Annotated in this window: 20 protein-coding genes, 1 pseudogene and 1 riboswitch; of the genes and pseudogenes, 12 read left to right on the top strand and 9 right to left on the bottom strand. The window is 41.8% G+C overall.

Annotated features, from left to right (window positions below; translation table 11 throughout):
• Positions 1–86: 86 nt before the first annotated feature.
• Positions 87–1,304 carry an alkane 1-monooxygenase gene (locus NI461_RS07335; protein WP_174659809.1) on the bottom strand — a complete coding sequence of 406 codons (1,218 nt, stop codon included), beginning with the start codon at positions 1,302–1,304 and terminating at the stop codon, positions 87–89.
• Between the two features lie 184 nt (positions 1,305–1,488).
• On the opposite strand from NI461_RS07335, the gene NI461_RS07330 reads away from it, so the two are divergent.
• Entirely contained in the window at positions 1,489–2,439 is a 951-nt protein-coding gene (locus NI461_RS07330) for an AraC family transcriptional regulator (protein WP_174659808.1), read from the top strand.
• Here the strand turns inward: NI461_RS07330 and lpxB are convergent.
• The gene (lpxB, locus tag NI461_RS07325) at positions 2,428–3,600 is read right to left on the bottom strand and encodes a lipid-A-disaccharide synthase (RefSeq protein WP_174659807.1); all 1,173 of its coding nucleotides are present in this window, start codon (positions 3,598–3,600) and stop codon (positions 2,428–2,430) included. The genes NI461_RS07330 and lpxB overlap by 12 nt on opposite strands.
• A 548-nt stretch (positions 3,601–4,148) precedes the next feature.
• Between lpxB and NI461_RS07320 the strand changes: the two genes are divergently transcribed.
• The 3 genes from NI461_RS07320 to NI461_RS07310 all read left to right on the top strand — a co-directional run bounded on the left by NI461_RS07320 (position 4,149) and on the right by NI461_RS07310 (position 6,845).
• Positions 4,149–5,039: a sulfite exporter TauE/SafE family protein gene (locus tag NI461_RS07320; protein ID WP_174659806.1), complete on the top strand. Its 891-nt coding sequence runs from the start codon at positions 4,149–4,151 to the stop codon at positions 5,037–5,039.
• 127 nt (positions 5,040–5,166) lie between these two features.
• Positions 5,167–6,258: a 3-deoxy-7-phosphoheptulonate synthase gene (locus tag NI461_RS07315; RefSeq protein WP_151204388.1), complete on the top strand. Its 1,092-nt coding sequence runs from the start codon at positions 5,167–5,169 to the stop codon at positions 6,256–6,258.
• Positions 6,259–6,320: 62 nt separating this feature from the next.
• Complete coding sequence (locus NI461_RS07310) at positions 6,321–6,845, top strand: protein tyrosine phosphatase family protein (RefSeq protein ID WP_151204387.1); 525 nt, start codon at positions 6,321–6,323, stop codon at positions 6,843–6,845.
• Between the two features lie 2 nt (positions 6,846–6,847).
• Here NI461_RS07310 and ispF read toward each other — a convergent pair whose 3' ends face one another.
• A complete protein-coding gene (ispF, locus tag NI461_RS07305; protein WP_151204386.1) occupies positions 6,848–7,336 on the bottom strand; it encodes a 2-C-methyl-D-erythritol 2,4-cyclodiphosphate synthase in 489 nt (162 codons plus the stop codon).
• A gap of 100 nt (positions 7,337–7,436) precedes the next feature.
• Here ispF and NI461_RS07300 point away from each other — a divergent pair, with 100 nt between their 5' ends.
• On the top strand, positions 7,437–8,093 hold the full coding sequence (locus NI461_RS07300; RefSeq protein WP_151204385.1) for a hypothetical protein: 657 nt from the start codon (positions 7,437–7,439) through the stop codon (positions 8,091–8,093).
• Between the two features lie 118 nt (positions 8,094–8,211).
• Here NI461_RS07300 and NI461_RS07295 read toward each other — a convergent pair whose 3' ends face one another.
• From NI461_RS07295 to NI461_RS07270, 6 genes are all read right to left on the bottom strand, one after another.
• Complete coding sequence (locus NI461_RS07295; protein WP_174659805.1) at positions 8,212–9,456, bottom strand: D-amino acid dehydrogenase; 1,245 nt, start codon at positions 9,454–9,456, stop codon at positions 8,212–8,214.
• 131 nt (positions 9,457–9,587) lie between these two features.
• A riboswitch (glycine riboswitch) is annotated at positions 9,588–9,675 on the bottom strand.
• Positions 9,676–9,941: 266 nt separating this feature from the next.
• A complete protein-coding gene (locus NI461_RS07290; protein WP_151204383.1) occupies positions 9,942–10,850 on the bottom strand; it encodes an AEC family transporter in 909 nt (302 codons plus the stop codon).
• A 129-nt stretch (positions 10,851–10,979) separates the two neighbouring features.
• Positions 10,980–11,192, bottom strand: a complete 213-nt coding sequence (locus NI461_RS07285) for a hypothetical protein (RefSeq protein WP_151204382.1) — start codon at positions 11,190–11,192, stop codon at positions 10,980–10,982.
• Positions 11,193–11,260: 68 nt separating this feature from the next.
• Entirely contained in the window at positions 11,261–12,355 is a 1,095-nt protein-coding gene (gene aroC / locus NI461_RS07280) for a chorismate synthase (protein WP_151204381.1), read from the bottom strand.
• A 13-nt stretch (positions 12,356–12,368) separates the two neighbouring features.
• Positions 12,369–13,379 carry a 50S ribosomal protein L3 N(5)-glutamine methyltransferase gene (gene prmB, locus NI461_RS07275; protein WP_151204380.1) on the bottom strand — a complete coding sequence of 337 codons (1,011 nt, stop codon included), beginning with the start codon at positions 13,377–13,379 and terminating at the stop codon, positions 12,369–12,371.
• Positions 13,380–13,577: 198 nt separating this feature from the next.
• Positions 13,578–13,964, bottom strand: coding sequence for a lysozyme inhibitor LprI family protein (locus NI461_RS07270; protein WP_174659804.1), 387 nt, complete (start codon positions 13,962–13,964; stop codon positions 13,578–13,580).
• Between the two features lie 201 nt (positions 13,965–14,165).
• Here NI461_RS07270 and NI461_RS07265 point away from each other — a divergent pair, with 201 nt between their 5' ends.
• The 7 genes and pseudogenes from NI461_RS07265 to NI461_RS07235 form a co-directional block, all read left to right on the top strand.
• Positions 14,166–14,474, top strand: coding sequence for a hypothetical protein (locus tag NI461_RS07265; RefSeq protein ID WP_151204378.1), 309 nt, complete (start codon positions 14,166–14,168; stop codon positions 14,472–14,474).
• A gap of 156 nt (positions 14,475–14,630) precedes the next feature.
• A complete protein-coding gene (locus NI461_RS07260; protein WP_174659803.1) occupies positions 14,631–16,004 on the top strand; it encodes an AarF/ABC1/UbiB kinase family protein in 1,374 nt (457 codons plus the stop codon).
• A 246-nt stretch (positions 16,005–16,250) separates the two neighbouring features.
• Complete coding sequence (locus NI461_RS07255) at positions 16,251–17,546, top strand: acyl-CoA dehydrogenase family protein (RefSeq protein ID WP_174659802.1); 1,296 nt, start codon at positions 16,251–16,253, stop codon at positions 17,544–17,546.
• Between the two features lie 22 nt (positions 17,547–17,568).
• On the top strand, positions 17,569–18,768 hold the full coding sequence (locus NI461_RS07250) for an acyl-CoA dehydrogenase family protein (RefSeq protein ID WP_151207625.1): 1,200 nt from the start codon (positions 17,569–17,571) through the stop codon (positions 18,766–18,768).
• A gap of 111 nt (positions 18,769–18,879) precedes the next feature.
• Entirely contained in the window at positions 18,880–19,365 is a 486-nt protein-coding gene (locus tag NI461_RS07245) for a GNAT family N-acetyltransferase (RefSeq protein ID WP_174659800.1), read from the top strand.
• 336 nt (positions 19,366–19,701) lie between these two features.
• The gene (locus tag NI461_RS07240) at positions 19,702–20,205 is read left to right on the top strand and encodes a lytic transglycosylase domain-containing protein (protein WP_228723989.1); all 504 of its coding nucleotides are present in this window, start codon (positions 19,702–19,704) and stop codon (positions 20,203–20,205) included.
• 439 nt (positions 20,206–20,644) lie between these two features.
• Positions 20,645–21,312, top strand: a pseudogene (locus NI461_RS07235) (IS30 family transposase); the annotation flags it as partial.
• Positions 21,313–21,504: the final 192 nt, after the last annotated feature.

Genomic DNA, 21,504 nt, shown 5'->3' with positions numbered 1-21,504 from the left:
TGAAATTTAATGCAGAATGAAAAAATGCCAAATCAAAATCAGAACGTGTATCTCTAAACTTCTCATACAGAATAAAGCCAATTCAATTAGGCCATTGTCCTGTCTAACACACCAAATTTTTTAAAGATTTTAGCCCGTTTGGAAGGCAGAATATTAGCCTTGGTCAAATCCCCTTGATAATGCTGATACACGCGCTGATCCATCATTTTATACCATAAAGGTGGAATTAAAGCTGGGATCAGCATCGTGGCATAACCACCTGGCAATTCCGGTGCTTCATCAAAATGGCGTAGTGCCTGGAATGGCCGGCTTGAAAAAGCATGATGATCCGAATGGCGCTGTAACTGATATAAAAACAGGTTGGTCACAATATTGTTATTGTTCCAGCTATGTTCTGGCAATGTTCTTTCATAACTGCCATCGGCTTTTAGTCCGCGCTTCAGACCATAATGTTCAAGATAATTCACAATTTCGAACAGGCTGATGCCATAAAATGCCTGCGTCACAGTATAAGGAATAAGTTTCTTGCCATACGCCTTGAACATCAGGGCATGATAAGAGGCACTCATGGCCCAGCCATGAAACAGCTCGTTTTCCGTACTGAAGAACTTTAAACCTTTACGCTCCAAGCGTCTTTTTTCAATCTGAACTGCGGATTTCAGCCCCCCTATTACGGTGCGTGGCCAGAAACGATAAAAAGATTCGCCCATTTTTGAAGAAGCCGGATCTTCCGGGGTCGCTACCCGCTTATGATGCCCATATGGATGTTCAATACGAAAATGGTTGTAGACCAACGGCATCAGACTGGCATGTGACCAGTAATGGTCTTTTTTATGAGGACGATGACTCAGCTCATGGGCTGTGTTCACCCCGATGCCGTTAATCGCACCCATCGACATACCAAGCAGGATCTGGTCCAGCAAAGACACTTCCGGACGAGTCACCACATAGCCTGCAAAGGCATTAGCTGCTATTTGTAAGGGAATAAACAGTTTCACAATACGGTCATAATAAGGATCTTTAACCAGTACCTGAATCTGCATATCATCGGGATTATTGGCATCATCACCAATCAGGGCATCCAAGCTCGGAATAATTACATGCAGTAGTAAAGGTCCACCCAAGGCAAAAAATTTTTTAGTTGCCTTGGGGCCAAAATGATAACCAGCCAGAATTCCCATACCAATTACAGGCAAGCCGGGGCTGAGTAGCCAGCCAAAACGTTTCTTATCCAGTTGCCGCCCTTTGAGTGCGGGTGCATCCTGCTTGAACTGAACGGTTTGAATTTGTGCAGGGGCATTCATTGCGACCCTCCTTTTTTATGTTACTCTGCACATATAGTTCAATATTTCAGCATCGGCGAACAGTATTTAAAGTCCAGAAAAACTATGTCAGCGTCTTTGGCTCCATGGGCCAAATTTTGGCCCTCAATCACAAAAACCAGATCATTTGAAATAAACTGACTAAAATAGTCACATCGAGTTAGGCATGGATGCTTTAAGTAAAATTTTTGATGATATTCATTTGGAGAAATCAGAATACCTTTATATTAAGGTCTTTCATCCGGGTGGCTTTGCCTATCAGCATGAACCATCCATGCTGGCTTATGTACTGTTACATGGCCAAGCACAATTAAAATTCATGGACGGCAGTCTGCTTGAGCTGCAACAAGGCGATCTGGTGTTATTACCCGCGGGCACTGCACACCGCCTGTCTTGCCCGGATACCACCGACTTCTCTGAATACTTTCCGATTAATCCGTTTTTTCCGACCCATTCGCAGCAATGTGTAGATCTCAATCCGGATCAATCGGCAGAACACAGTTTTATATTGGCCATTCGCTCAAGTATGGATATTCAGATGGCTAAACCTTTGCTCAGTGCCTTACCCAAGCATCTGCATATTCAGCATATTCTGGGTGATACGGCCCCGGAATGGCTACAAATCGGCCTACAGTTTCTGGCCCAAGAAACCCAGCAGCAGCGTCCGGGACGTGATAAAATTTTGGACCATCTGGTCAGTATCTTACTGATTGAATGTGTCCGTGATCATATTCTGAATCTGGAAGATGCTTCAAGCTGGCTGAATGCCCTTTCACATCCTGAACTGTCGAATGCACTGGCAGTTATTCATGGCAAACCGGAACTACCTTGGACCGTTGAAAGTCTGGCCGGACAATGTCACATGTCCAGATCCAAATTTGCCCAACTATTTACTCAGGTCGTGGGTGAACCGCCTCTGGCCTATCTGCAACAGCACCGTCTGCGCCTAGCTGCCCAATATTTAAGAAATAGCGGATTTAGCATCCAGCGAATTGCCTATCTGGTGGGCTATTCATCTGAGACGGCGTTTAGTCAAAGCTTTAAAAAACAGTTTGAACAAACGCCAACCCGCTATCGCTCCAATTGCCAGGGCACTAAAGTTCGATTATTGGACTAAGTCTAGTATTGCCTTAACAGGATCTTCACTATTACTGGATAGCAACTGCTTGTGCATAGTGATGTGCTGCATAACCTGAATCTGAGCCACTTCAATACTCATCAGCTTTTCAATTTCGGTCGCCAGCTTTTCTGGGGTTGCTTCAGACTGGATGAGTTCCTGAATGACTTTTTTGCCCGCAATAATATTTGGCAATGAGAAATAAGGAATTTTCACCAACAGTTTGGCAATTCGATAAGTCAGCCAATGCAGTTTATAGAAGGTCACCATTGGTCGATGCAATAGCATCGCCTCCAGCGTCGCGGTCCCGGAAGCCAAGGCAATAATATTCGAGGCATTCATCACTTGACGGCCAATCTTTGACTCGCGACCGCTATTTTCTATGAGTCGTACCCGCGCTGTTAAACTGGCCGGATATTGCACCAACAAACTTTCAATTTGCTGTTTGCGCGCCTCATTAATGGCAGGAACCAGGAAAATATAATCGGGATGTTTCTGGTGTAAAAGGTTGGCTGCATCCAGGACCAATGGCCCTAAACGCTCAATCTCTCCCCGACGGCTTCCTGGCAGCAAGGCGATGTATTTCAATGCCGGATCCAGCCCCAGTTCTGTCTGAGCTTCGGTCAGATCATTTTTTAGCGGCAACTGACCTGCCAGTGGATGGCCGACAAAGGCCGCTGGAATATCCCACTTTTTAAAGAACACTTTTTCAAAAGGAAATAAACACAAGACCAGATCAATACTGGCTTTAATTCCATGCACACGTCCCTGACGCCATGCCCACACCGAGGGGCTGACATATTGCACGGTTTTAATCGGTAACTGCTTCTGCTTCAGGCTTTTAGAAAGACGCAGGTTAAAATCAGGCGCATCAATACCAATAAAAATATCGACCGGATCTTTACTCCAAATGTCCACCAGACCATCACGGACGGCAAACAGCTTTTTAATATCTTTGAGAACTTCAACTATTCCCATGACTGACAGAATATCAATTGGATAATAGCTCTTAAAGCCTTCGGCCAACATTTGCGGCCCGCCAATCCCTTCAAATTCCACATCAATACCCTGCTCTCGAAAACTACGGATGAGCTTTGCACCAAGCGTATCTCCCGATACCTCTCCCACCACGATTCCGATTTTAAGTTTCCGTTTTTGCAAGTGTATTCCCTCAGATGTGTTGAATGTCAGCCCTACAGGATTCTAACATAATCCACAATTTAATCCTGAGTAAGCAATATACAGCGAACCCCGCCGCCGAAATAAAAGAAAATGATGCGGTAAAAGTAATCTTAAGCAGTGAACTCCTTATCTAAAAGATCAAAGATAAAATGCTCAGGTATTAAAAAGTATTGAAGAAAACCGCCTAATTCTAAAACAGCACGTAGATAAATATTCTTGTATTAACTGTGCTTTGCGAAACCCACAGTGCCAATAATTTTCCAGCTCTCTGTATGGAAAACAGAGCTTGTATTTCTTCTGAGTTTAAATATTCAAGAAAATCTCACTGTTTCGGCTTTTATAATTTTACACTTCAGATTTGTTAAAACTGCGTTGGTAAGATTGAACTAATCACTTGAATATTAAGAATGAACCTTTAGTCAATAAAATCTTTATCTTTTTTTTAGAATAAGTAAATCATCAATAAAGACAACAATTTAAGCTTAAAAACCATAAGATAAGCTCGTTTTTTATTTTGGCATACATGCATGTTTGGTCCAATTGAATTTATTCTGGCAGGCGTTCTGGTGGGTTTTTGTGTAGGCATTACTGGTGTAGGTGGTGGCTCGCTGATGACTCCAATCCTGATTGGCCTGTTCCGGATTGAGCCGCATATCGCCATTGGGACGGACCTGCTCTATGCTGCCATTTCCAAATTTTGCGGTTCTTTTGTTCATGCCCAAAAAATGAATATTGTGTGGCCAATCGTTATCTGGCTGGCTGTAGGCAGTATTCCGGCTTCTTTTGCCACGCATTGGGTACTGGATAATTACCTAAGCCAATCGGCTCACTACAAATTAGTACTGACAATGGTTTTGGGTTTCATGCTCACCCTGACCGGCACCTCGATTGTATTTCGTAGCCAGATTGAAGCGCTATTTAATACATACCGTAAACAGGCATTTCCAGATATGACCCAAGAACTGGAGCATGTCAAACTGCAAGCCAATGATAAACGTGTCTTGATCATGATTATGGGGATTATACTGGGCGTGTTTGTCACCCTTTCCTCGGTAGGTGCTGGTGCATTTGGAATTATGGCACTGGTCTTGATGTTTCCCAATTTACCCATGATCCGCATTATTGGTTCTGACGTGGTACATGCGGTATTACTGACTTTAGTCGCAGGCCTTGGCCATATGAGTTCAGGTAATGTAGACTTTTATCTGTTGGGATGGTTGCTTGTCGGTTCTATTCCGGCGATTGTGATCGGTACTTTACTCAGCTCACGTATGCCGGAAAAACTGATCCGCAAGATTCTGGGAATCACCCTGTTTGCTCTTGGTATCAATTTCATGCTTAATCCGGTGAAATCTAAACCTGTGCAACCTGTTGAATCCGCAGTGATACTTCAACCCGACAAAATACAGCCTGTTTAAACTAACTATCCGATTCATCAATTTTTTTTCAAAGAAATATTCATCTTTTTTATAACAAAGTGACGCATCATTCATGTTATATTCAGGCTATTAAACAACCTTTTGTATGATCAAACCAGTGACGGCAATGAATACACTACAGTCAAAACCTATTTCAGCATCAGATATTGATGACGTGAATATCCAAAGCATGATTCCTCTGGTAACGCCTGCTCAGTTAAAAACAGAATTACCATTGACTGAAACTGCTTATCAAACCGTACTGCATGGTCGTGAAACGATTCGCAATATTCTAGATGGTCAGGATAAACGTCTATTTGTGGTCATTGGTCCATGTTCTATCCATGATCCGGCTGCTGCACACGAATATGCTGAACGCCTGAAAGTATTGAGCGAGAAAGTCAAAGATACGCTGTATATCGTGATGCGTGTTTATTTTGAAAAGCCACGTACGACTGTGGGCTGGAAAGGTCTGATCAATGACCCGGATATGAATGACTCTTTCAATATTGAAAAAGGTCTGCGTATCGGTCGTAAACTGTTAACGGAACTCAATGAAATGGGCCTGCCATGTGCAACCGAAGCCCTGGATCCAAACTCTCCGCAATATTATCAGGATCTAATTTCATGGTCAGCGATTGGTGCGCGTACCACCGAGAGCCAAACTCACCGTGAAATGTCTTCCGGCCTGTCTTCACCAGTAGGCTTTAAAAATGGTACTGATGGCGGTTTAACAGTTGCAACCAATGCCATGCAATCAGTTAAACATGGCCATAGCTTCCTCGGTTTGAATGATCAGGGACAGGTTGCTGTAATTCGCACCTCAGGTAACCCATATGCACATGTGGTACTCCGTGGTGGTAATGGCAAACCGAACTATGACGCCGGCTCGGTTGCTGATGCTGAAGCTGCTTTGGCCAAAGCCAAAGTCAGTAGCAAGATCATGATTGATGCCAGCCATGCCAACTCGAATAAAGATCCGTTCTTACAACCTCTGGTCTTAAAAAACATTACCGAACAAATTCTTGATGGAAACAAGTCAATTGTTGGTATTATGGTAGAGAGTCACCTGAAAGGGGGTCGTCAGGATATTCCAGCCAATCTGGCCGATTTGGAATATGGTAAATCAGTAACTGATGGCTGTATCGACTGGGATACTACAGAAAAAGTATTACTCGACATGCATGAGGCATTAAAAGACGTTTTACCGAACCGTTAAACGATCTAACAAACGCCATCGCTAAGATGGCGTTTTTTTCTGCACAAGGAAAATTTTATCTAATGAATGACATTGAAACTGCGCTCAGCCAAATTGAAAACTTTCAGTTCATCCATGAGCATCTGTTCAGCTCGGGCCAACCGACTGCCGAACAGCTAAAACTGATGAAAGAATACGGCGTATCCACTGTTATTAATGTGGCTTTGACCGACAGCGTCCAACATTTATTACATGAAGATAAAATTTGCCTTGATCTGGGTTTGAACTATATCCAGCTGCCCATTTCCTGGGAAAGACCTTCTGACGATCAATGTCTGTTAGTACTTGATCTGATTGATCATCTGGTAAAACAGCACATGGTCTGGGTACATTGCTCAAAGAATTATCATGTCAGCTGCCTGATGTATCTATACCGTCAATACTCAATGAATATAGATATGCCAGCTGCCCAGGAATATTTGCATGAAATCTGGGAACCCAATGAAACCTGGACCGGACTCATGCACGCAGTTGCCCTACAACTTCAAGGCCGTAAAGCAACCCATGAACTGGAATTGTCCTTGATTCATCCACATCACTTTGTTTGATGTTATTTATGATGACTAACCAGGACAGTCGCCGTGGCCAGGATACCTTCCTGACGTCCGGTAAAGCCTAATTTTTCAGTAGTGGTGGCTTTAATACTGATTTGAGTCACCTCCACATTCAACACATCGGCAATGCTCTGACGCATTTCCAGATTATGTTTGGCCAGTTTTGGACGTTCACAGGCAACCGTGATGTCTGCATTATTCAGTATATAACCCCGGTCCAGAATCAACTGATAGACATGTTTTAATAACACCTTGCTGTCCGCTCCTTTGAGTTGCGGATCGGTATCTGGAAAATGCTGACCAATATCCCCCAGTGCCAATGCCCCGAGTAAGGCATCACTCAATGCATGCAGAATCACATCACCATCAGAATGGGCCTTTAAGCCATGCGTATGCGGAATCTGGATACCCGCCAAGGTCACAAAATCCCCTTCCTCAAATGCGTGTATATCCAGACCCTGACCAATACGAATTTGTGCAACCACTGCTTTTATCCTTTAGAAATAACCAATTGAAATCTTGTATACTACGTTTCTATTTCGCTATAGTTAGACCAAGCGTAACACAGTGAAAGTATAAGCGATCATGCTACTGAAAACTGATCTAAATATGATGAAAATAATCGGTCTATGTTTCGGCACAGCAATGCTGGCGACGACCAGCGGCCATGCAGAATTACCGGATTGCGTGAAGCAAAGTAATAATAATGCCGCGATAAAAAAAATGTGTTCGTCAGATCTGGATGAGCCTCGGGAAAAACTGGCCAATCAATATCTGACCGCTTTTTTAATTACCGATGCGCCGCTGTATTTACTTAAAGATACGCATCAGTTATGGGCAAAACGCATACAGCAATGCAAAACCTTGGACTGTTTCAAGCAGCAGTTTGAGCTGCGTCTGGATGACTTAAATATTTATATTTCTCTTAACCAGAGCCTTACCCAGCATTATCTGAAATTTGAAAATGGATACATGGCCAAACAGCCCGTACATCTCAAAATCCACCAACTGAGCAAAGACCGCATCAAGATTGAAGGAATCGCCTATCGTAGTCCAAATAACCGCCCTGAAACACAGACTGTTCCTTTTTTGGCCTATAGCACACCAGACACGAAAACCCAGATTTTTGACAATGAACATGATTGCAAATATCAGTTTCGCTATGACAAAGCCATCTTGAAAGTCAGTAGTCCACAAAAAGGCTGTGAACGCTTTAATGGAATATACCGTCTGTATGACTAAATAACTAAAACCGATTATTTCTATACAATATTTAATTATATTTCAGTAAATTAGACAATTAATTTTCTACCCACTAACACTTTCTTATTTTAAAGGCACTGAAGCGGGTTAAGCCTTTTTAGGCAGGATACTGCCGGAGAATCTGTTGACTAATCATAGCCGCTGTTGCAGCTGACAGGGTCCAGCCCAAATGACCATGACCAGTATTATAAAATATCCTTTCCCGTTTACCCTGACGTACCACAGGCATCATATCCGGCATCATAGGACGCAGCCCTGCCCAAGGAAGAACATGCTCGGTACACAAATTTAAATTACGCTGTGTCCAATCGATCAAAGGCTGAATGCGGTCTGCACGAATATCCCGGTTATAACCATTAAATTCAGCTGTTCCTGCAACACGCAGGCGCTCTGGGCCTAAACGCGATAAAACAATTTTGGCACTTTCATCCAGCAGACTGACCCAAGGTGCGTTGTGCTGACTTTGCTGATCATTTAACTGTACTGTAATTGAATAACCTTTGACCGGATAGATATTGACCCGCTCACCAAGCAGATTAGCCAGTTGATAACTACCTACCCCTGCACAGACCACAATCGCATCTGCCTTTATCTCTACAATCTCATTACGATTTGCATGTACATTTTCAGTACTTGGCCGGTACTTCAAGGTGACATGCTGTAGCTGATACGCTATTGCAAACACATCCTGACCAAATTCAAACCTCACTCCTTTTTGCATACAGACTTTGGCAAGACCTGTACTGAATTTATGAATATCCCCTGATGCATCATTCTGACTGTAGAAACCGGCATAGTAATTTCCCGTTAATGCAGGCTCAATCTGCTTGATTTCTTCATTGCTAATCGCATTACGTTCCAGACCTCCGCTACACAGCAGGTCATTCACTCGAATCGCCACATCATAATCGGCTTTATTATGGTAAAAATGTAGAATCCCGCGCTTTTCCAGATCAAAGTCGATTTGCTCGATTTCGGCAATCTCAAACAGACGCTTTCTTGCCAGTAGAGCCAATTTGACCGTTTCCCGGGTATTGGCTTCATAGTTTTTGATATTCCCCAAAAATTCCATCAGCCAGCTGTATTTATGCAGGCTAAAAGAAGGATTTAGAAGTAAGGGAGCTGTTTTTTGTGACATCCATTTAATGCCTTTCAGCACAGTCGCTTTCTGGTTCCAGACTTCTGCATTACAAGCGGAGAGCTGACCGCCATTGGCGAAGGATGTTTCCATTGCCGGATAAAGATGACGATCAAGCACAGTGACCTGATACCCGAGTAAAGCCAGTTCGTAGGCTGTGATTATACCAGTAATGCCTGCTCCAATTACGACCACATGACGCATAGGCACCTCCTTGCTTTATGATGTCTTCCTATCTGTCAGGTATACCTGAGAGCTTCGGTCACTGTATAGCACTCAGAGCAGCCTTCCCCCCTTCGTTCGGTGAGTGATTAAACACTTCTCTCCAGAGTTTTTATATTATTGCAGTCCTTTTGCCTGAGAGTATTCTGGGAGCTTGCTCCTTCGGCGAATGCAGCAGCATTTCTCTCCTGCAATAATATTTTTATTATCTTGAGCAAGATATGTATCATTTTATAGAAAAAGAGAATTTTTATTTATGTTAATTCACGTGATGGAAAGCGTGATGTATCTGTGTCAGATATTCAATAAAAAACATTGAGTGGATGAAAGAATTTGAGTTTTTTCTATCAATCAGTATTAGATTTTCTGAATTTATAAAAGGTCACTAAAATAAAAAGAATAGCTGCTATTTGCTTAGGCTATTTAATAAGTTAAAAATACAGTGATATGGCTTTAAGATTCTGAAGTTAAATCAGCCAGGAAAGCACTAGCATTAAAGAACCGGCCGCCACCACCGTCTGTACACTGATTATACTGGCCATCAGCTGACTGTCCCCGCCATAAACCCGAGTTAGTACATAAGAGGCTGAAGCAGTCGGTAAGGCAAAAAACAGAACCAATACCTGAGTAGTTAAGCTATCAATTTCAAATAATTGACAAATAAAAAATGCAGCCAGCGGCATGCCCAATAGGCGTCCAAATGTAGATAAACTAAGCGGTAGAATATCCCGTTGAAGTCCTTGGAATTGTAAGGCAGCCCCCACACACATCAGACCTAAGGGTAAACTGCATAAGGCAAGCTGCTTTAAAAACAGTTCCAGACCTGGCCAGAGTGACCAGCCTGAAAAGTTAAATAGTCCCCCAGCAATACAGCCCAATATTAGTGGATTTTTTAACAGATCTATCAGGATTTTGCTGATCTGCATGTCATGGCTACGAGTAAATGCCAGTACGGACAGGACATTCACCAGCGGAATACACAATACCATCACGACGGCAAAAATAGTCATCCCCTGCTGCTGAAACAAAGCGTTGACTGCTGCGAGGCCAATATAGGTATTAAAACGTAGCAAGCTCTGAACATAGACCCCGAAACGTGCATAACCAATCTGGTAAATCTGTCGCAAAATATATAATGCAATATTGACCACAGTCACGAGGCTAAAAATCACCAGAGCCACATCCTGAATAACCTCTATCTTAATCTTTGCGGCAGCCAGATTTAAGAACAGCATTACAGGAAATAACACATAATAATTTAACTTTTCTGCACCCCGCCAAAAATCTTCACTCAACCATTGAGTACGCTTCAGCAGATAACCAAAACTGATCAGCCCGATGAGAGGAAATAAAGAAGTTAAAATAATATGCAGCATGGCCTATCCTGATCGGTATCTATCTATTGATCCCTTATCTTGAGACAGTAAACAAAACTTAGCATATGAAGCCGCTGAATCACCATTTAATTCAAATAGAAAAAACGTGAATTTTTATTAGCTCGTCATTTATTCTAGTAATTTTTCTAAAACCACCAAGTGCACTTGAACCAACGGCTTCCCAACCTGTTGATCTATTGGATATGCTTCAGTTTTTTCAGTGACCTGAATAATGCCTGATTCAGTAGTCCAACCACCCTGACCGCGGTAAGCAGTATTTATCAATAGACTCAGCTCAGAAATATCTGCGCTAGTCACTAAACGTATATTCTTCTTTTGCATTATTTTCAATATAAAAAAGTCAGACCGGAGTCTGACTTTAATTATATTTACTGAAGATGAAAAGCAGATTATTTTGGTTCGATTGGTGAAAATGGTGCCACCACATCGGCATTTTGCGCACGATGACGCATGAAGTGGTCCATGAGTACTATCGCCAGCATCGCTTCAGCAATCGGTGTTGCACGCACACCTACGCAAGGATCATGACGGCCTTTGGTCAGTACATCTGTATCTTCACGGTTAATGGTAATGGTTTTACCTGGCGTGGTAATTGACGCAGTGGGTTTCAGCGCAATCGAAACACGAATGTCCTGACCACTGGAAATACCGCCTAAAATTCCCCCAGCATGATTAGCAAGGAAACCGTCAGCTGTCAGTTCATCACGGGTTTCATGCCCAAACTGCTCAGCCACACCAAAACCGTCACCAATTTCCACACCTTTGACGGCATTAATCGACATCATTGCATGAGCAATATCCGCATCAAGACGGTCAAAAACCGGCTCCCCCCAACCAACCGGAACTCCAGAAGCTATAATTTCAAGACGCGCACCGCAACTGGTGCCTTGTTCACGCAAAGATGTGACTAAGGCTTCAAAACGCGGAACGGCATCCACATCACCGCAAAAAAACGGATTGTTTGGCACTTCATTCCAGTCCAGTTTTTCAGCTTTTTCAGTGCCAATCTGCGTCACATGACCACGAACTTCAATTCCGAATTTTTCAAACAGAAATTTTTTGGCAATTGCACCCGCCGCCACACGCATTGCAGTTTCACGCGCACTAGAGCGGCCACCACCACGATAATCACGAAAACCATACTTCTGGGTATAGGTATAGTCTGCATGTCCAGGTCGGAAAGTTTGCGCAATATTGCCATAATCTTTAGATTTCTGGTCAGTATTACGAATCAGCAGACCGATAGAAGTTCCAGTCGTTTTACCCTCAAATACCCCAGAAATAATCTCAACTTCATCTGGTTCTTTGCGCTGGGTTGCAAATTTCGAAGTCCCCGGCTTACGGCGGTCCAGATCCTTTTGTAAATCAGCTTCAGACAGTTCAATTCCTGGTGGAACCCCATCAATAATGGCCATCAGGCCAACACCATGAGATTCACCACAAGTCGTTACACGGAAGAGTTGCCCTATACTATTACCTGCCATGTTCAACGACTCCTTATGAATGAACAGATTGAATGAATAAATCGCGATATTGGCGGCATTGTGCTGCTGTCAGTGCAAAAATACCTGAACCGCCGCGCTGAAATTGTAGCCAGTAAAAATCGACTGTATTAAAGTTTTGACGCATGGCCCATTCCGAATTTCCGACTTCAATCACGATCAGACCATCTTCAGTCAGATAATCGGCGGCTTGAGCCAGCATTTTACGCACCAGATCCAGACCGTCTTGACCCGCTGCCAATGCCAGTTCTGGCTCATGATGGAATTCATCTGGAAGATCAGCCATATCTTCTGCATCGACATACGGTGGATTAGACACAATCAGATCATATTGATTTTCAGCAGGAATTTTCGCAAACAGATCAGACTCCAGCAGTGCCACCTGATACTGCTTGTTATGATGTTCACAGTTGATCTGTGCAACCTCCAGAGCATCCTTGGAAATATCGGTAGCATCTACTTCTGAATCAGGGAAAGCATAAGCCAATGCAATCGCAATACAGCCTGAACCTGTACACATGTCCAGAATACGTTGCGGTGTTTTTGGATTCGGATTTTCTGGCAAGTTATTTACTGCTGCTCCCTTTTCACCATTTTCAGTCAGGCAATAGGGCGCAAAACGGTTTTCAATCAGCTCGACAATCGGAGAACGTGGAATCAGGACGCGTTCATCGACATAAAACGGTTTGCCGAAGAAATAAGCCAGATTCAATAAATAAGAAGTTGGCACTCTTTCATTGATACGACGTTCCAGGAGACTGAGAAATTCAGCCACTTCGCTTGGCAACAGTTTGGAATCCAGAATTTCTGGATCAGCATTCCAGTCCAGCGACAAGGTTTGTAATACCAGTGCCGAACTTTCAGCAAAATAATCTTCTGTACCTTGGCCTAAATGCGCATCGTATTGACGTAATGCTGTAACACCAAAGCGAACAAAGTCACGAATGGTCGTTAAATTTTCAGCGGCTTCCTGCAAATGTTCAGGGCTAATAGTCGGTCGATCCACTTAAGGCGTCTCCAAGGTCATTTTTTAAAACGCTTTATGATACCTTGTTTTAACGGCTTTTATAATGCCAAAACCATGAAAAACGTGAATTCTCCATGGCTGCTTAATCTGCCGGATTTCTGCCCTTACATCCATTCAACCTTTAGTTTCTGATACAGGCTACAACTCTTCGACCGGTTTATTGGCCTGAAAATCCTGTTAAAGCCCTCTACTATAAGAACGGGATTGATACAGACTGGCCTGATCCACGACCAGCGCTAGCCTGCATTGGCCTTGTTGAATCTGTGCATATTGCCCAGTCATTCCCAAGTTACATTGCTGGGACATTTTTCGTTCCCATAGCGTATGCTGAGCACGGATATTATTTTGATAAGGCGAATTCAATTTCAAATAAGTTTTATAGTTTTTCTTCAAGCGTTTTTTTTGCGCTTTTAATTCTTTTTTGACACATTTTTTTGCTTTCGCGGTATTACCATAACTGAAGTTCATACACTGAGTATATGCCTTAGAATAACCTTCTGCTGCCTGAACCTGTAGCCCCAATGCCGCCAAACAACCTGCAACTAATAAACATGCAAAACGCATCATATCCCCTTTAGCCAAACTGGTCTGCTTCAAATTAATTTTGAACAATAAATCTTGTATAAATTATTGCCCGATACTAACCCAGTCCTTATTAAAATCCTATCGTTTTTTCGCTTAAAAAGATGTCACATTTAAAGGTTTGAAAATCTGTAATCTGCCTCCATATCATCTGGCAATAAAGTCCAAACGAGCCCAGACCTTATGAGCTATAAGCACAATAATCTTATGGCAATGCGCCAAAATTACTGGAATGATCAATTGTCCATTCAGGTGCAGCAAGAAAAGATATTTTTACAAACGACTTTAATACAGCAAGGTGTATTTGATAGTGCAACTTTGGAAGATGCCAAATACCTGTTCTTTAGCTTGCCCAGTATTGTTATTGTAAAAGGTTATGCACTGGGCTTTATGCATGAAGTAGTGCAGGGTCTGATTCATCAACACATTCAAACAAATAAACAACACTTACAGCAACGATCTGAATTAAAAATCCAATTTCAAATGTCATAATAGCTGTCCTACACTGGTCTAAGTTGGTAAGTGACCAAATCTTGCTAAGGTTTTACTGTGAATTCAACGGCTCAAACTGTTTTAATATCTGTAGACACGGTAATATTCACTACAATGATTTATTTTGCTTTATGCTGATGAAAGGATTGAGTTTACATGTCAGATCAGAACGATAAGCTTAAACAACTGAAAACTTCCTCAATGGATCGACGCTTATCGATCGCAAAGGCATCCTTATTGGCAGGTACGCGCTGGGCGGCATCGAGCGCGAGTTCCATGTTCTCTAGCGAGGAAGAAAAAGAAAGAAAACGCAAAAAAGCTATGAAAGAACAGGCTGATTATCTGGTTGCAGAAATTGGTAAACTAAAAGGCTCAATCGTCAAAATTGGCCAGATGATGGCGCTTTATGGCGAACATTTTCTGCCCGAAGAAATTACTCAGGCTCTCAATACCCTGAATAACCAGACCGTTGCTCTGGCATGGCCGGCAATTAAAGCTCAATTACAACAGCAGCTGGGTTCAAAGCTAGATGATCTGACCGTGGATCATGAACCTTTGGGTACCGCCTCTCTGGCCCAAGTTCACCGTGCTATTCGTAAATCAGATGGCATGGAATTGGTCCTTAAAATTCAGTATCCAGGTGTGGCTGAAGCGATCGATTCCGACATGAGCCTGTTCAGGAACATGCTGAAGCTGACCCGCATGGTGCCGCAGACACGTGAATTTGACCAGTGGTTCGATGAAGTCCGTGAAATGATGCATCGTGAGGTCAACTATAAAATTGAAGCTGACACTACGCGCCGTTTCGCTGCTCGTTTAAAAGAAGATCCGCGTTATATCGTGCCTACGATTATCGATCAATATTGTACTGACCGTGTGCTGTGCATGACCTTTGAACGTGGTGTGCCAATTAATAGTCCCGTTATGCTGTCCCTGCCTCAGGAACGCCGCAACCAGCTTGGTGAAGCCTCTTTAGAAATTGCTGTACGTGAAATTTTCGAATGGGGCGAGATGCAGACCGATCCGAACTTCGGTAATTACCTGGTTCGCTTAGGTAATGGTGAAAATATTAGCGACAAAATTGTCCTGCTGGATTTTGGGGCAATTCGTCAGTTTGACCAGCATCTGCTAAACGTTGCGCGCAACCTGATTCAGGCAGGTTATCATCATGATGCGGATATGATGGTGAAAGCAATGACCGGTTATGAGTTCTTTGACTCAATCCCGCATAGCATTAAACCGGATATGGCCAAAGTCTTTTTATTAGCCACTGAAGCATTTAGTTCACCCCTTAATAATAAAGACCTGCCTGCCGGAGTTATGGATGAATATGACCGCTATAACTGGAAAAAAAGCCAGCTACATAGCCGTGTGATGCAGCAAGCTTCAAAATCAATGGCTTCACGTTATTTCAGTGTCCCGCCCAAAGAATTTATGTTTATTAGCCGTAAATTCATTGGTGCCTATACTTTTATGACCGTGATTGATGCCAGAACGAATGTACGCAGCATGATTAAACGTTACCTCTGATGTATTAAAACCAGCTTTGAGCTTTAAGCCTAGACCCGGATGATTCTGTCATCCGGGTCAATTATTATAAAATCCAAAATTTCAAATATTTTATTTTTCTGTTAGTTTTCAAATATTTAACTATTTAGTTAATCATTTTGATTTGATTGTAAATTGACAATATTTCATGTCATTGATGACATGGTTTTTTCTCCGACTACGTGTCAGCATTAAGAAAACAACATAATATTCCACAGGATAATCAGAATGAATAATATGGTAAATAAAGCTCAAGGATTTGGCTTGTCTCTTCTAACCAGAGTGGCTGGCAGCGATTTACTTGACCAATTCAGGTTACGAAAATTTTTAGAAAAATCTCTGTATCAAAGCTCAAAGGCTGGCTTTAAGACGCTCAGCCAGACACAAAAAATCCTAAAATCTGGTCAAACACTCCAAAAGCAACGTCTCCCACATCAGCCCAAATCACTATTTGACTTGAACTTGACGCAAGAACAGCAAATGACCTGTGATGCCATGCAGCAGTTTGCCAGAGAAGTGCTTTATCCTCTGGCATATAAGGCAGATCACCATGAAAACTTCCCCGAGGAACTCTGGCAATATTCAACTGATTTAGGCCTCAACCTTTATGCCCTTCCTGAAGCTTTAGGTGGTGTGGCATCAGAGCAGAATATTGTCAGTAATGTTCTGATTGCCCAAAGTCTAGCCCAAGGTGATTTCAGCTTGACAGCCGGGTTGCTATCTACCTTTAGTGTCATCAATGCCCTTACTCACTGGGGTTCGGAACAGATCCAGACAGATTATCTTTCTGCCTTTACTGAAGACCCTCAGCTAAAAGCCACTTTTGCAGTACAGGAAGCAACTGCCGCATTTAATCCATATCAGCTAAAGACCACAGCCACCCCCCATCAGGATCATTATCTGATCAATGGGGAAAAGACGCTGGTCATTCTGGGAGAAAGTGCTGACCTTTATCTGGTCAGTGCCAGTTTGAATGGAACGGCCGACATCTTTGTTGTACAGCGTGACCAGACCATCACTGCACAAAAATCTCCAGCCATGGGCCTAAAAGCCACTCAAACCATGAGCTTGAAATTTGCTAACACACCAGCTCAGCGCTTAGGAGATGAAGATTTTGATTACACCGCTTTTGTGGACCTAGGCAATTTAATGTGGTGCGCGATGGCCGTCGGTACTTGTGAGGCCGTGAAAAAATACTGCATACAGTATGCCAATGAACGGACGGCCTTTGGTGAACCAATTTCACATCGTCAAAGCGTGGCTTTTATGATTGCAGATATGGCAATTGAAATAGATGCCATGCAGATGCTGGTCCTGAATGCTGCGAGCCTGGCTGAATCTGGTCAGAGTTTTCATCGTGAAGCCTATCTGACGCGCCTGCTGTGTGCAGAAAAATCTATGAAAATTGGTACAGATGGCGTACAGATTCTCGGAGGACACGGCTTTACCAAGGAGCATCCGGTCGAACGCTGGTATCGGGATTTAAGAGCAACTGCCATCCTGCATTCTGGTTTGCATGCGTGAGCAAAAATAAGGGAAAAAAGAGATGAACTTACAAAATCCTAAAAAATTTAAAATGCTGATTGATCAAGCCCATGAAGTTGCAGTAAATGTACTCCGCCCTATTTCACGTAAATATGACAAAATTGAACATACTTATCCCAAAGAGCTGGACATGCTGGCTTCTGTCGTCGATGGCATGAATCAAGGTAGTGAAGGCATGAATGCCGGTGCTGCGGTGAACAAGCGCGGTGATAGCGACGAAAGTAATAAAAATGGCGTCAATATGTCTACAGCGCTCAGTATTGTCGAGATGTGTTATGGCGATACTGGTCTATTGTTATCCATGCCACGTCAAGGTTTAGGAAACTCTGCAATTGCTGCAGTTGCCAATGATGAACAGTTACAGCGCTTTCAGGGAATTTGGGCGGCTATGGCAATTACAGAACCGGGTTGTGGCTCAGACTCGGCAGCCATTCGTACAACGGCTACAAAAGATGGCGATGACTATATTCTGAATGGCGAGAAAATTTTTGTGACTTCTGGAGAACGTGCCGATGCGGTTGTAGTCTGGGCAACTCTGGATAAAAAACTGGGCCGTGCTGCCATCAAATCTTTTGTGGTCGCTAAAAATACGCCTGGCATGAAGATTGAGCGTCTGGAACATAAACTGGGTATTAAAGCTTCAGATACCGCAGCAATTAGTTTTATTGACTGCCGTGTTCCAGCTGCCAACTTGTTAGGGCATGAGGAAATCGATGTCGCCAAAGGTTTTGCGGGAGTAATGGAAACCTTTGACAATACCCGTCCATTGGTCGCTGCCATGGCAATTGGCTGCGCAAAAGCATCTCTGGAGCGTATTAAAGAAATTTTCAAAGATGAACTAGATGCCCACTACAGCACGCCATATTTACAAAGTTCCAATATCGCTGCACAGATTTACCGTATGGAAGCGGAATGGGAAGCAGCACGTTTATTGATGTTAAAAGCTGCCTGGATGGCAGATAATCGCAAACCTAATTCACGTGAAGCTTCAATTTCTAAGGCCAAAGCTGGCCGGATCGGTAATGAAATCACCTTAAAATGCGTCGAGCTGGCAGCTACATTAGGCTACAATGAAACCGAACTTCTGGAAAAATGGGCACGTGATTCCAAAATCTTGGATATTTTTGAAGGTACTCAACAGATTCAACAACTGATTATTGCCCGACGTGAACTGAATAAATCCTCTAGTGAATTAAAATAGTTTTTACTTTGCTGATAAATCAAACAATTAAATTGATTAAATGGTGGATTTTTTAAGCATTTAAGGCTATAAAAATTCATCATTTTTTATTTCACCATTCAATAAATTTATATGTATTCTATTCGCCTAATCCAACCTGAAGATAATGCTCAAATTGCTGCCATTATTCGTCGTGTTTCCCAAGAATTTGGACTGGCAGCTGAATCCGGTTTTGCTGTAGGGGATTCTATTTTAGATAAACTTTATCAGGTTTATCAGCAATCCAATTCAGCTTATTGGGTAATTATAGATAAACAAAATATAATCTATGGTGGTGGTGGAATTGCTCCACTGCAAGGTGATGCAAATATTTTAGAAATTCAAAAAATGTACTTTCTACCTGAAATCCGTCGGCAAGGATTAGCTAAAAAAGTTTTAGAGTTAGCATTTGAATTTGCACAGGCGCATCACATTAATGCAGTCTATTTAGAAACCACTAAAGCACTGTGGCAGGCGGTCAGGCTGTATGAAAAACTGGGGTTTGAGCATTTAGACTCTCCTAAAGGAAATACTGGACATAGTGAAGCCTGTGAAATCTGGATGTTAAAAAAGCTTTAAATTAAGTAATTTGCATTATTTATTGCGGTAGTACTTGTATAGACTGATTGATTTCAATATCAATTTAAAAAATATAAATCAATAAGATCTTGTTTAAATTGTAGCCTAATGAAAGCAAAATATAAGTTTTATCAATTCAGTCTTTTAAAGCTTTATAGCTCTATTTAAAAATAGAGAGTTTTTGCTGTTTCTCGGGTTGACTCAAATGGATTGCTTACATACCATCTAAACGTGTAATTTAGGCATGGAACTTAAGTTTTGCTTTTTTCTCGTTATTTCACTGATTTTAATCTTAAATCTCCATTATCTCGTTCGACTTCATTTAAACTTTCTTCTATTGTACTCACTACTTTAGTTTTTACTGGGTGCTCATCCCTAGGTGGCGGATCTATAGAAAGACGTGCTGCCAAATTATCAAAAGGTATTCAGACTGCTTATTCAACACCTGCCAGTACTGCTGAGCGAGTATCTCACATGATCGTGTTACATTCAGAACGTCAGGGGCTAGATCCACTTTTAGTTGCTGCTGTAATTCGCCAGGAATCGACATACCGGAGTCAGGCAGTCTCGCCTGTAGGTGCAGTAGGACTCATGCAAGTGATGCCACGCTACTGGCAGCAAACTTGTCCAGGCAACTTATATAATGAAAATAACAATATTCAATGTGGATCTTATATATTAACTAAATACCATCAATCCGCAGGAGACTGGGAAAAAGCACTCGCTTATTACAATGTTGGGCCTTCAAATTACGAAAATAATCGTAAGATGAGAAAACAAGGTAAACGCTATGCCAAGCAAGTTAAACAACATAAACAAGCTTTAAAAAGTGCACTTTAATCCCTAAAGAAAACGAATTGACCCAAAACCGCTTAGGCTATTTCATTTGAAATATATTGAATAATATTAATGAGTAATGGTTAGCTTAACCCTACTTAATAAAATCAAAGCATATTTAATGAAAGATAAATTCCTAAGCAGTTTAATACGAGCCAGAACAACAATAGCTCTCTTGATAATAACTTCTTTTCTTTAAAAGAAAACAAACTCTTATATAAATTTAAATTATTAATTTGGATGAAGATCAATTCCAACTACTTATCCGTATTACAACTACAAACTCAATTTTGGTTTTTATTGATGAGTTAATTATAGTTTTTAAATTTTTCAATCTATGCAGATTCAAGTCACAAGTGTGACACATTTGTAGTTTGTTGAAAAAGTTAGGGGCATTCATAGAATCATTAGACTTTTTTAACTCGCAATTGGAAAGCACACAATGAAGAAATGCACTCAACTTTATCAAGATGATAAGATACGAAATTTATCCAACTTTAAAAAGTAAAAGTTTAATCGCTACGCTTGCTCGACTTAGGACGTTCACGATCAACCATCTATCCTGAATTAAAAAGAAATACTGGGCAATGTGGATATAGAGCTCAACAAGCAGCAAAATTTGCAAATCAAAGACAGTATCATCCTTCATCACAAATAATTGTGTTTACTTTCGCTTATGTTGATTATTTGATTGGCTCAAACTAGTCACCTGAAAAAATTTCAGGTGCTTTAACATAATGGGATTGATTAGATGTACCTTTACAGGAGTGGATTTAACAGTACATTTATCAAAATAAATCAAAAGGCGCTAAACTTCATCTTCATTTAAGATATCAAAAAAATATCGTAAACATGGCTATAGAAATACCGATATTAGAGGATAAGTTTTTGATAAAACTAGCATTCAGTGCCGAGATGAGGTTGTTGATCAACGACAATGTTTAGGAGACCTCGGAGGTGATACTGTAATAGGTAAGAATTATCAGGGAGTATTCTTAACTTTGGTTGAACTCAGAAAATACGAATGGTCTGATCAGACAATATCTGCCAAAATCATCATCGTTTAATGGCGTGTCAAACCAACAAATAGAGCAGATAGAATTTGCACTATATTCCCCTAGCAGATGTATCTGATAATTAGTCTGGATAGATATAATACTATATCTCTAGTTGAGTGCTGCGGATGACTCATATAGATAACGATGTAATTCTTTTATTTCTTTTCTTTTTATAAAAAAAGAAATCCCCCTGCTTTTTAGCAGGGGGATTTTGAATAATGAGCTGGCGATGACTTACTCTCAC

Origin of the sequence: Acinetobacter sp. S4400-12, assembly GCF_024129495.1 — a bacterium.
Lineage (GTDB): Bacteria > Pseudomonadota > Gammaproteobacteria > Pseudomonadales > Moraxellaceae > Acinetobacter > Acinetobacter lwoffii_C.
This window is presented reverse-complemented; position numbering and strand designations above follow the sequence as displayed.